Raw genomic sequence first — 12,006 nt, forward strand, 5'->3', positions numbered from 1 at the left:
TAGGGTACGTTGTTTTTTACTCTTACAAAGATAAGAGTTTTAACAATGACAGGTTGAAAAAATCCCCATTGTTGTCCTTCCGTAAATGCGGATTTATTGTTACTTTGTGCCCAGATATAAAATGTTATGAGAAAACTCGCCCTGGTGATATTCGTACTTTCCCTGTCGTTACTGGCAAAAGCTCAGGATGATGAGCAGAAGTATCTGGCTTCCGATGCGCGTATTGAAGTGAGCGGTTTTGGTGGTGTAATCAGCGAAATGGCTCTGATCAACAAAACATTTTCTTTCAGCACGGGCGGGGGCGGAGCGCTGCTTCTCGACAGGCGGTTTTTTATTGGCGGGTATGGACTCGGACTTTCCACGAATCGATTTTTTACCGATTACCCCGGTCATATTGGTGATAAGCTAAGGTTGAATTTCGGGCATGCGGGTGTTTGGCTGGGATATATTTACCGACCCTCGAAACGCATTCATTTTGGAATCAGCGGAAGGGGCGGCTGGGGCTCGCTGCAGCTTACCGATGAAAATAAAAACCAAAACAATGAAGTTGACAATACCAATGACAATGTATTTGTGATTGCTCCCCAGATTGAGGCTGAAGTGAATATTTTACCCTGGCTTAAATTTAATATTGGCATGGGTTACCGCTATGTGAGCGGGATTGATAACGAGACCTATAAAACACTGACGTTTAATGGACCGGCTTTCACGGCAGGTTTGTTCTTTGGCGGATTTGGTGATGAGTCGGGCCCCGTGAACGATGATGATCAGGGAGGTAATTAGCCCTGTTTGTTCAAGACAATATACTAGGAACGTTTTTATTTCGTTAACCCCTTGCGTAGTATTAAATATCTACGGAGTGATAAATATATAATTATACAGAATGGACCACAACACAGATTTTGAAGATATCAGACCATTTCATGACCATGAAGTTCCCGCTGCCATTAACCTGTTGCTTAGGGATCCGGGCTTTGTGATGTTTACCCGTTTTCTATTCCCGACCGTAAATAAATCGGACTTGTTCAGAAGTTTCAGAACCATTCAGACCGTTAAAGAATTTCAGGAGAAATTTGCGCTCACGGCCATTGACTCGATTATAAAACGTACAGTAAAAGGGCTGACTTATAATGGTCAAAACCTGCTTGACAAAGCGAGTTCTCATCTTTTCATATCCAATCATCGCGATATAATTCTTGACAGTGCACTGCTCAATTATATATTATTTAAAAATGGCTTTGAGACGTCGGAACTGGCCATTGGAGAGAATCTTCTGTTATCGCCTTTCATCACGAATGTTGTAAAACTGAACAAGAGTTTTACGGTGATGCGCAATGGCAGCTCACGCGAATTATACGATTATTCCAAACGGCTGTCGGCCTATATCCGGTACACGCTGAACGAAAAAAATACTTCTATATGGATAGCTCAGCGCGAAGGGCGCGCCAAGGACTGCGATGACCGCACTCAGGTTGGATTATTGAAAATGCTGATGATGGCCAGTGAAGCCATGCCGGGAAATGCACTTGAATTGCTTCATATTGCACCCTTCTCGGTTTCCTATGAGTTTGACCCCTGTGATATGCTCAAGGCTGTGGAGTTGTATTATAAAGAGAAGCAGTTACCCTACGAACGGACTCCCGAAATTGATACTGAATCGATGCTCACCGGTATTTCCGGTCCTAAAGGCAGGATACATCTGGAGTTTACGCCGCGTATTTCCGACCGTGATGTTCCTTACGATACAGAAGGCAATCTGAATGACTGGCTCAAGGAGCTTGCGAATTATATCGATCAGCGGATTCATCAGTCGTACATGCTTTGGCCAACCAATTATGCTGCATATGACATGCTTCATAAAACCGAGCGTTTTTCTGGCGAATATACGGCAGACGAACTGGCATATTTCACGAAATACCTGACTGAAAAGGCTGCCATGGCACCATCGGATACGGATAAAGACGAAATTATCCGTCTGATGCTGGTTATGTATGCGTTTCCTTTACGGAATAAGCTGGGAATCTAAACGTTAGTATACTTCAAGTATCTGGGTTTTAACACCCCTGAATTCAAAGGTATCGCCTTTTTTCAAATTGCGCATCGCAATAAATATAGGTACGGTAGGAGAGATTACGAAAAATGTAGTATCGTCGACGGTAATTTTACCTAAACCTATGGAAATGAACAGCTTTTGTGCCGCTGTAATCACTACTGCTCCAAAAGAAACTTTTTCGACCGGTCTTTCCTGATCGATGCGTTCAAGCAAGGCAATTTCGTCCATGGTTTTTTTAAGCTGCTGTTCGTAACGGTCACGTTTACTGAGCATATCAGACTTGTAGCTGTCGAACCAATCTTCCGGATTGCCGTAATCATTTGCATTTTGATATGCTTCTTTCATTTCAGCCATGGCATTTTCAGCCACCTTTCGTTGCTGTAACAGGCATGCTTCGAGCAATTTTTTCTTCAGAGCCATATTATCCATCTCCGCATTTTTAACAAATATAATATAAATGAGGCCAAAATCAAAATATTAAGTTAGAAAGTATGCTTAAATATGCGAGCTTTGCTTTCGGCACGCATGTTTTCTTTAATTTTGCCGGACCCGGATATTTACGGTTAATATTGCCCGTTACGTATAATTTTTGTTCTCATGGATGACCAGTCAAAAAATAAGGTTCAGTCGCGAACTGTGCTGGAAATGCTCACAGTAGCCAATGAATATTGCCTTTTTATTGAAGATGCAGATAAATTCACGAAAGAGTATATGCTCAGCTATCTGCAGAAAGTGCTGCCGTTGCTGTATTTAAAAAGTTCGCTGCTGCCCGATATCGAAGTGGACGATACCATGCCCGGTGAGCGGTTTGTAACCGAAGAAGAGTGGGAAATTGCCTTCCAGCGGATAAAAAGCAAACTGGGTGTTGACGACCGTTATATTTATCTGGCGAGGCGCAGCGCTACCGAGACTGAAACCCGCAAAGGAAGTCTTTCCGAGAATTTTACGGATATCTATCAGGATATGAAGGATTTCATATTGCTGTATCAAAAGAATACACTTTCGGCTCAGGAAAACGCTGTTCACGACTGCAAGCTGCTGTTTGAATCGCACTGGGGTGCCCGGGCGCTGAATGCATTGGCGGCTATTCATCAAATCCTGCATCAAAACTGGGACGATGATAATTTTACACCGTTTTCGGCGAATTGATATTTTTGAATCCTATTAGATAAACCAAAATGCACCTGCAAAATCTTTTTCTGAGCAATTTCAAGAATTACCGTAATGCTGAGCTTCAGTTTACCGATAAAATCAATTGCTTTGTAGGCGATAACGGCGTTGGCAAAACAAACCTGCTTGACGCGATTTATTACCTGTCGTTTTGCAAGAGCTTTTTCAACCAGTCTGATTCGCAGAATATTTTGCATGACGAAGATTTTTTTCTTGTCAAAGGCACCTTTTCACGCGAAGAAATGACAGATGATACTGTGAGTTGTCTTCAGAAACGAGGTCAGCGCAAGCAATTCCGAATAAATAAGAAGGAATACGAGCGGTTGTCGGAGCATATCGGTTTATTTCCTTCGGTGATGGTTTCGCCTGCCGATACGGAGTTGATATATGGAGGCAGCGATGAGCGCCGTAAATTCATGGACAGCGTTATTTCGCAGTTTGACCGGATTTATCTGGATGATTTGATTGCTTATAACAAAGCACTCTTTCAGAGAAACCGCCTGCTGAAGCTATTTGGAAGCGGGATGCCGTTCGACAACGATGCACTTGATATCTGGGATGTTCAGCTGGCAAATCTGGGCAGCCGTATTTTTGAAAAACGAACGGCCTTTATTCAGGGATTCACGCCTGTTTTCGACCGTTTGTTCAGCAAAATAAGTCAGGACAGAGAAGGCGTTACGCTGGAGTACCAAAGTCAGCTTAGCGAGGAAAAACCTGATGTGCTGCTGCGTAATTCCATCAGCCGCGACTGTGCAGCTCAATTCACTACCTGCGGCATTCACAAAGACGACCTGCAGTTTAACCTGGGTGGATTACCCATTCGGAAATTTGGGTCGCAGGGACAACAGAAAACATTTACCATTGCCATACGCCTGGCTCAATTTGAGTATATCAGGACCATCAAGGATTTCAAACCGCTGCTTCTCTTTGATGATATTTTTGATAAACTGGATGAGCACCGCGTAAGGCAGCTTCTGGATTTGGTGAGTGAACATAGTTTCGGGCAGGTCTTTATCAGCGATACGCATCCTGAACGAATCATCAATACCATAAAAAGTATTGAAGCAGAAACGAAGGTTTTTAAAATTCATGACGGTTTGGTGACCGAAATTCTGAATGGCAATGAGTAGCAGAGATAACGACCGGACACTGAAAGACGCAATCAAAGAACTTCTTGAGGTGTATAAGCTTTCGGGGCGGCTGAATGAAATTGATGTTGTGAATGCCTGGCCGCGGCTGGTGGGTCCTGCATTGGCGCGTTATACAAAGAATATTTATGTTCACCGACGGGTTTTATATGTAGAACTTGAATCATCCGTAGTCCGAAACGAACTCTCCATGGCGAAATCAAAGCTGCTTTTGGCACTCAATAAAGGATATGAGCACCCGGCCATTGATGATATAATCTTTAAATAAGAAAGTTTTTACCTGGTTTTCTTTTCAATAAGAGGCACCTCTTTCAGGGGTTCAGCATACGCATCGAGCAGGCGATAATTTTCGTAGCGGTAAATGCTTATGACATTGTTTTCCCATCCGTTTTCACCTTCAATTTTAAAGCTGTATTTGCCCTGAAGCAGGTCGGGATGGTAGTCGGCAAGGCATTTCTCGAAGTTCTTACCGTATTTCATCAATGCGCCCATAAAATACATGGTTACATCATAGCCTCTGAAAGCAAAGGTGTCGGGCTCGGCATTGTAGCTGTTGCGGTAGTTGAGCACAAAATTGCGCACATTCTGTTTTTTATAATCAATGAAGGTATTGGTACAGATATGAAGCTTGATATTCATGATGTATTCACCTTCAAGACTGCTGTACGATTCCCAGTTACGTGTTCCAAAAACCACGATAGGGTAAGTGCTGGCAAGCTCACTGAGGTTGCGGATGTAATTATTGAGGAAAGCTTCGCCATCAACAATGGAAATAATAATGTTGGGGTTGTCTTTTGAAAGGCTTTTGCTGATTCCGGCCATGCCATCTATTGAATAATTTACTTCTATCCAATTTTTTGAATTGCCTTTAGAGAGTTTGTCTAAATTATCCCGATAGTGGTTCAGCAAAATACTGTCTTTCGATCTGTTATTGTGAACCAGAAAAATAGTGGCATTGGGCCATGTGTCGTTAATGTATTTTATCTGCTCACGTACTTCAGCATCTTTGGAGCACATCAATTTTATGGCGTACGGATTATTTTTTATATTTTCACAATTGGTAGAAAACGGATTCACAATCTTGATTTCATGCTCTTTAGCCCATTTGCCGACAATTCTAAAATTGTTTGTAAAGAACGGACCAATAATCAGGTTCATGTTTTTAAGTTCTGATTTTTCGAGTAATGAGGCTGTAAAAGCGGTGTCTTCAGGAACATCATAAACATAGAATTTTACAGACAGACCTGCCTTTTCAAGGCTGTCGGCGGCCATCAGAATGCCTTCGTAAAATGGCATAAAGGAAAGTGAAACAGGTAAGGTTTTTCTTCCATTATCATCATCATCGCTTATAGCCGTATCGACATTATAAGAACGGTCAAGGTATAGCGGAATCATCAGTGCCACGTTGTACTGATCGAGAAGACCGGAGGTTCCACAATTGTATTTTTCTTCTTTTTTGGGCTGTTCAACAATTTGTTCCTGTGGTTTTCCTCTGGCAGGGATAACCAGCACTGTTCCGGGCTGCAGATTATCTGTGATTCCCGGATTTTCCTTTTTCAGTTCTTCAATTGTAAGGTTGTAATGCTTTGCAATGGAATAAAATGTTTCGCCTTTCTGAACCGTATGCGTAAGTTTATTAGGCACAGGTTTTTTATCTTCCACAACTGTTTTTCCCGTAGGTATTTTTATCACCTGCCCAATTTTGATAGCTTCGGTAAGTCCGGGATTTGCTTTTAGAATAGCTTCTACTGTAGTGCTGTAGCTTTTTGCAATTGAGAAGAGTGTTTCTTTTTTTTGTACCGTATGCTCAACCACCTGAGCGAATGAACTCATGCTGAGAAGCACCGAAATAAAAAGAAACAATGCTATTCTTTTCATTATTGATTGATTTAAGAAATTCAGATATTTCTTTTAATTATCGGTGCAAATATACATAAACTGTGCAAAAATGTACTTTGAGACTGAATCAAATGCACAAAGGCATCAATTATCAAGGGTTTTTCAACGATTTTTGATTATTACAATCGATTGAACCTAAAAAAAATAGAATGGAATGCAATTTAATAGATATATTAGCGTTCATTATGAGGGTCTCATTTTTTATAAATTTGAATATATGGGAAAAACAAAAGCACTTCTGCTGATCGTTTTTTTGGCTTTTTCATGTCGGGTAATGGCACAGCAACCGGCACGCGTAAACATCAAAGGTATAATCAAGGATAAGGATAGCACCGAAGCGGCATTCGCTACCGTGATGCTGCTGAATCCTGCCGACAGCACACTGCAGAATTTCACACAGTGTAATGACAAAGGTGCCTTTGTTTTTAAAAATGTGAAGAACGCCGAGTATCTGCTCAAAGTATCACATATCAGTTATTTGCCGCTGCAGGTGCATGTCATGCCATCGGCAACCGCTGATAATAATCTTGGTGTGGTAATTATCAAACCTATTGCTAAAAATCTTTTTGAAGTGGTGATTCATGACGCCCATGCACCGCTTATAATTCGTGGTGACACAATAGAATATGATGCGACCACATTCAGAGCGCCGCCGGGTTCTACGGTTGAGGATTTGTTACGACGCCTTCCGGGAATAGAAGTAGATGCTTCAGGAAATATGAAAGCACAGGGTAAAGATGTAAAGCGGGTGTATGTCGACGGGAAAACATTTTTTGGTGATGACCCTGCCGGCGCCACTAAAAATCTGGATGCGAACGCTGTTTCCAAAGTACAGGTGTTTGACGAAAAATCGGAGCAGTCGAAACTGACCGGAGTGGATGATGGTGTAAAAGAAAAAGCCATGAATCTTGAGCTCAAAGAGGAATTTAAAAAAGGTTCATTCGGCAAAATAACTGTTGCCGGAGGTGCTAACGAAAAGCTTGATGAGCGCTGGGCAACACGCGGCAACTACAACCGATTCACCAAAACATCACAGCTTTCATTTATAGGTTACCTGAATAATATCAATGAAACCGGCGTGAATTGGGAAGATTACAGCGAATGGAAAGGCCAGTCAACTTTTGATGAGTATGATAACGGCGATTTTGGGTTTACTACCGGTATGAATAATTATTATTACGGCAACAATGAAGATTCACCCATGAGCTATTTTGATGGCAGGGGTTTTACGAAGAACGCCGGGGCCGGAGCCAATTATAATTTTGACAATAAAAAAACAAAGTTCAACAGTTCGTATTTTTATAAAAACAATCAGCTTAACTACAAGGATCTGGGATATAAAGAAACGTTCTTCAACGACAGCTCCTACTTCAATCACAGCATTGATGATTATAACGACCAACGACAGAATCATACTCTTGCTGCGCGTCTGGAGCAGAATCTGGATTCAAACAATATTCTAATAGTGAAAGGAAATTTCAGATACAGCACTGCCAACAGCGATGACCTTGCCTCCAGTATCTATTCTTCAAATGAGCAGACGATAATCAATGATCTTTTCACTAATAATACAACGGATAAAATCAGTTGGAAGGTCACAAGTGCTCTCATATACAGGCATAAATTCAAAAAGAAAGGGCGGTCATTTGCCATAAGCGGCGCTTACAATAAAAATGAGGGTGGAGACAATTATGAATACCATTCGAAGAATCATTTCTATTTTCCTTTTTTCAGTGAAGAGTTGAGCCGAATTGCAGCTAAAGACATTGACAAGCAGCAGGAAAAGTCAAGTTTACTTTACACCGAACCGCTTTCAAAGAAATTTTTCATGGAATATTTTTACAACTTCAATACCATGAACAATAAGGTTAATAATCAGGTGAAAGATGCGCTGAATAACGAAATACGCATAGACAGCCTGAGCGTTTTTTATACGAATACAGTTATGATGAACCGTGTCGGAACCGATATCAGGTATTCTTACAACGGGATTAATATCATGCTTGGAATAGCAGGTCAGTACCTGATTTTAGATGGGAAATACTCTGTTGACAAAGGCATGCCACTCATAACCAACCCGATTGATAAAACCTATACGAGTCTCAGCCCGAAATTCTCATTGACGTGGGAATTTCCCAATAATATGTGGCTGAACCTTGATTATGGCTACGGTATTTCCGAGCCTTCATTTGATTATCTGCAGCCTGTTCCGAATATTTCAAATCCACTTTACAAAACATTAGGGAATATCAATTTGCGTCCGGAGCGCACGCACACTACAGGATTTAATTTCAATTATTACAATCCGGCGTCCTTCTCAAATATCGGAATCAACGCGGAGTATAATTATTGTGTCAACAATATTTCATATAACCAAATCCTGACGTACACAGATTCAGTGGGTATTGTTACGGTGTCGGTTCCTGATAATAACGGAGCGTCGCATGAAATAAACTCATGGCTATGGGCAGGCTATCCGATTATTAAAACCAAATTTACGAACGACTGGAGCGTGGGCGTTTATTACGCGAACACCGGTTCTTATGTGAATGAGATTTTTAACAGAACCGACCGTTACAGATATAATCTTGGAACGTCGTTCAACATCACCCCGAATTCTAAAATTGTAATTGCGGTGTCGGGCGACGCTTCACTTACAGATTTGAAATTATCGCTGAATAAGGAACGAAATCAGTTTGTTCAGGAATATACTGCAGGATGCTCGGCCAAATGGCAGTTCACAAGTAAGTCGTTTTTTGAAACCAATTTTGATTATCAGTTTTACAGAAATTCGCAATACAACTATGATAAAAGCTTCCCGATTTTTAACGCTTCGGTGCGACAGTTGATAGGGAAGAAGAACCATTTTGAGGTCAGGTTAGCCGCGTTTGATATTCTGAATAAGCGCCAATATATTCAGCAATATGCGTACAGTAATTATTATACCCGTAGTACTGCCGAAACACTTGCACGGTATTTTATGCTTAGCCTGAGTTACAATATCAAAGGTTATGAGAATAAAATCAAGAAGGACCGGGGGTGGTAGAATGAAAAATGAAGAATGAAAAATGAAAATATGAAAAATGAAAATATGAAGAAGCACCGTGTGATTTTTGTAGCCATTTTTGTGATTTCGACCTTGCTCTCTGCGAAGGTGTTTTCGCAGCAAACGGAAGGATCTGTAAAATATCTGACCACATTTGACTGGGTGAAGATGATGAATTCATGCGATTATCTGAGCAAAGAAGCCCGGGAAAAAGCCGCGTACATGTGGGGAAACCGGTCTGAGTGGAAGGTTTATAATAATTTGTATTTCTCGGCACAAAAATCAAAATATGATGAATCAGAAGAAAAGGCCGAACCCGATCAGGAAGGATATAACTGGCGTAAAGAAATATTCTTCATAACACGGAATTATGACCAAAAAGTTTATTACAATGCTATTGAATTGCTCGGAAAGCTTTATCTGATAAGCGATTCATTAGTCACACCCAACTGGAAAATTTTGAATGATATCAAAGAAATTGGAGGTCATGTGTGCATGAACGCCTCCTTGAATGATACTTTGATGAATCAAAAGGTGGTGGCATGGTTTGCGCTGGATATTCCGGTACCGGCCGGTCCCGACAGGTTTTTCGGGCTGCCCGGACTTATACTCGAAGTGAACATTAACAACGGTGCCAAAATCATGACTGCCGAAAAAGTTGAACTGAAAACCCTCACCACAGAATTTGATTTGCCCAAAAAACTGAAAGGAAAGCAAATCACCGGCACGGCCTACGAAGCCATGATTAAAAAATTTCTGGATGAAAAGCGTAAAGCGGAGGAATTTCCCTGGGGGTTACGGTACTGATTCACTGAGCTCGGTTTTCTTTCATGAGAATTATCAGCTTATGGTTTTTGGCTTGCCAATATTTGGTAAATAATTATCTTTACACTTGAAAGCTGCCCTATACTATTTAATCCGGGCAGGCACATAGTGGATAATAAAAACTAAAGCCATAGACCATGATTAATTTTTCTCTTGACAAGAAGCAGCAGGATATTGTTGCCAAGTACCGCGATTTTTCTGATCGGTGGATTGTTCCCAACCGTATGAAGTATGATGAACTGGCCATATTTCCCTGGGATATTGTTAAGGCAGCTTACGCCGAAGGTTTGATGAACGGACCTATACCTGAAAAATTTGGTGGAAACGGATATAACCTTCTGGAAGCCGCGCTTGCCAGTGAAGAACTGGGTGCGGGATGTATAGGCATTGGTATCGGGATTGACGCAAACACACTCGCGCTCACACCGCTGATTCTATCTGCAAATGAGGAACAGCAGAAGCGTTTTTTTGGTCAGATAGCCGAAGAAAAAGGAGTGGCTGCATACTGTCTTACCGAGCCGAATGCCGGTTCGGATGTTGCAGGAATAAAAACTACCGCCATTCTTAACGGTGACAAGTATATCATTAACGGGCATAAGCGGTTTATTACCAATGCAGAAGTATCTTCGTTTCTGACTGTTTTTGCTATTACCAATCCGGAAAAGGGTGCACGCAGCCTGACTGCTTTGGTTGTACCTACCAACAGCCCCGGTGTTGAAATGAAACCACGGCTGCAAAAAATGGGACAGAAAGCAAGTGTTCAGAACGAAATTATTTTCCACGATGTTGAAGTGCCTGTAACCAACCGTCTCGGTGAAGAAGGTCACGGTTTCTCTATTGCCATGCGTACCTTCGATCGTACGCGCACCGGTGTGGCCGCGCTCAGCGTCGGTTGTGCCCGTTCTGCTTATGAGATTTCACGCGATTGGGCAAAAGCACGCATACAGTTCGGACAGCCTGTTACAGCCCATCAGGGCGTTTCATTTATGCTTGCCGATATGGCAACCCTTGTAGAAACCGCGCGGATTCTAACATGGAAAGCCGCATATGCTTACGATGCAGGTGAAAAAGATGCTTCCAGATTATCGGCCATGTGTAAAATGTATGCAAGTGACACTGCCATGAAAGTGACTACCGATGCCGTTCAGGTGATGGCGGGCGATGGTTATTCACGCGATTATCCTGTTGAGAAAATGATGCGCGATGCCAAACTCTGTCAGATTTACGAAGGAACCAATCAGGTGCAGCGTGTTGTTATTTCCAAAAGCATCCTGAAATAGGGGATTTCACGATTGTATGAAATTAATCGTCTTTAATTGTTCCTTTCTTTTCTAACCACGAAAAGAAAGGAACCGAAAGAAAAGTCTCCGCTCTATAAAAATTTCTGTAAAAGCTAAGACTTATTATCATCTCGCAACCCAAGCCGTCCGAAACGACAGGGCCTTTTCTTTTATTTATTAAATATATCTTTCGGACTCGTGGGTTGCTTACACAAGCTTGCCCTTGATAATAAGTCTTGTTTACGTACGAAATTTTTATAAGGCGGGTCACCCTTCAGATTCAATCTCGCCTTTTAATCATATTTCCTTCGGAAAATGAAGCGTTTTGTTACTTTTGCGCGCAAAAGTAAGAGAAATAAATGGTAAAGATACGAGAGCAGCTAAAGCTATTTCTTAATGTCAAAATAGCAGCGTTGCGGCGAATGCACCTTGTCTTCAGTGGTTAGTTTTTTAATGGCTTTATCAATTTCTTTTTTGTCGATGCCTGATGAATCGGCTATTTCCGAAGCTTTCATCGGTTTGCCTGCTTTCTTCAGGGCACTTAATACGGCGTCTTTGGCTTCCATATAAGTATGTTTTAGGATT

Annotated in this window: 11 protein-coding genes; 8 read left to right on the plus strand and 3 right to left on the minus strand. The window is 41.6% G+C overall.

Annotation, left to right across the window (positions count from 1 at the left end; genetic code table 11):
* Nucleotides 1-126: 126 nt before the first annotated feature.
* Nucleotides 127-783 carry a hypothetical protein gene (locus WCM76_07280; GenBank protein MEI6765427.1) on the plus strand — a complete coding sequence of 219 codons (657 nt, stop codon included), beginning with the start codon at nucleotides 127-129 and terminating at the stop codon, nucleotides 781-783.
* A gap of 100 nt (nucleotides 784-883) precedes the next feature.
* Nucleotides 884-2,026, plus strand: coding sequence for an acyltransferase (locus WCM76_07285; GenBank protein MEI6765428.1), 1,143 nt, complete (start codon nucleotides 884-886; stop codon nucleotides 2,024-2,026).
* A 3-nt stretch (nucleotides 2,027-2,029) separates the two neighbouring features.
* Here WCM76_07285 and WCM76_07290 read toward each other — a convergent pair whose 3' ends face one another.
* A complete protein-coding gene (locus tag WCM76_07290) occupies nucleotides 2,030-2,482 on the minus strand; it encodes a hypothetical protein (GenBank protein ID MEI6765429.1) in 453 nt (150 codons plus the stop codon).
* Between the two features lie 168 nt (nucleotides 2,483-2,650).
* Here WCM76_07290 and WCM76_07295 point away from each other — a divergent pair, with 168 nt between their 5' ends.
* The 3 genes from WCM76_07295 to WCM76_07305 are packed head-to-tail and all read left to right on the plus strand — an operon-like array spanning nucleotide 2,651 to nucleotide 4,639.
* Nucleotides 2,651-3,202 (plus strand): DUF5063 domain-containing protein, encoded by a 552-nt coding sequence (locus tag WCM76_07295; protein ID MEI6765430.1) that lies wholly within the window; start codon nucleotides 2,651-2,653, stop codon nucleotides 3,200-3,202.
* Between the two features lie 29 nt (nucleotides 3,203-3,231).
* Nucleotides 3,232-4,353: a DNA replication/repair protein RecF gene (locus WCM76_07300; GenBank protein ID MEI6765431.1), complete on the plus strand. Its 1,122-nt coding sequence runs from the start codon at nucleotides 3,232-3,234 to the stop codon at nucleotides 4,351-4,353.
* Nucleotides 4,346-4,639, plus strand: a complete 294-nt coding sequence (locus tag WCM76_07305; GenBank protein ID MEI6765432.1) for a DUF721 domain-containing protein — start codon at nucleotides 4,346-4,348, stop codon at nucleotides 4,637-4,639. Before WCM76_07300 ends, WCM76_07305 begins: the two co-directional genes overlap by 8 nt.
* A gap of 8 nt (nucleotides 4,640-4,647) precedes the next feature.
* Here WCM76_07305 and WCM76_07310 read toward each other — a convergent pair whose 3' ends face one another.
* A complete protein-coding gene (locus WCM76_07310; protein ID MEI6765433.1) occupies nucleotides 4,648-6,249 on the minus strand; it encodes a LysM peptidoglycan-binding domain-containing protein in 1,602 nt (533 codons plus the stop codon).
* Nucleotides 6,250-6,487: 238 nt separating this feature from the next.
* Here WCM76_07310 and WCM76_07315 point away from each other — a divergent pair, with 238 nt between their 5' ends.
* From WCM76_07315 to WCM76_07325, 3 genes are all read left to right on the plus strand, one after another.
* Nucleotides 6,488-9,316 carry an outer membrane beta-barrel protein gene (locus WCM76_07315; protein MEI6765434.1) on the plus strand — a complete coding sequence of 943 codons (2,829 nt, stop codon included), beginning with the start codon at nucleotides 6,488-6,490 and terminating at the stop codon, nucleotides 9,314-9,316.
* Between the two features lie 45 nt (nucleotides 9,317-9,361).
* Nucleotides 9,362-10,123, plus strand: a complete 762-nt coding sequence (locus WCM76_07320) for a GLPGLI family protein (protein MEI6765435.1) — start codon at nucleotides 9,362-9,364, stop codon at nucleotides 10,121-10,123.
* A gap of 155 nt (nucleotides 10,124-10,278) precedes the next feature.
* Nucleotides 10,279-11,421, plus strand: coding sequence for an acyl-CoA dehydrogenase family protein (locus WCM76_07325; GenBank protein MEI6765436.1), 1,143 nt, complete (start codon nucleotides 10,279-10,281; stop codon nucleotides 11,419-11,421).
* A 386-nt stretch (nucleotides 11,422-11,807) separates the two neighbouring features.
* On the opposite strand, the gene WCM76_07330 is transcribed toward WCM76_07325, so the two are convergent.
* A complete protein-coding gene (locus tag WCM76_07330; GenBank protein ID MEI6765437.1) occupies nucleotides 11,808-11,987 on the minus strand; it encodes a MarR family transcriptional regulator in 180 nt (59 codons plus the stop codon).
* Between the last annotated feature and the right edge of the window lie 19 nt (nucleotides 11,988-12,006).

The sequence above is a fragment of the Bacteroidota bacterium genome (assembly GCA_037133915.1).
In the GTDB taxonomy this organism is placed as follows: Bacteria; Bacteroidota; Bacteroidia; order Bacteroidales; family CAIWKO01; genus JBAXND01.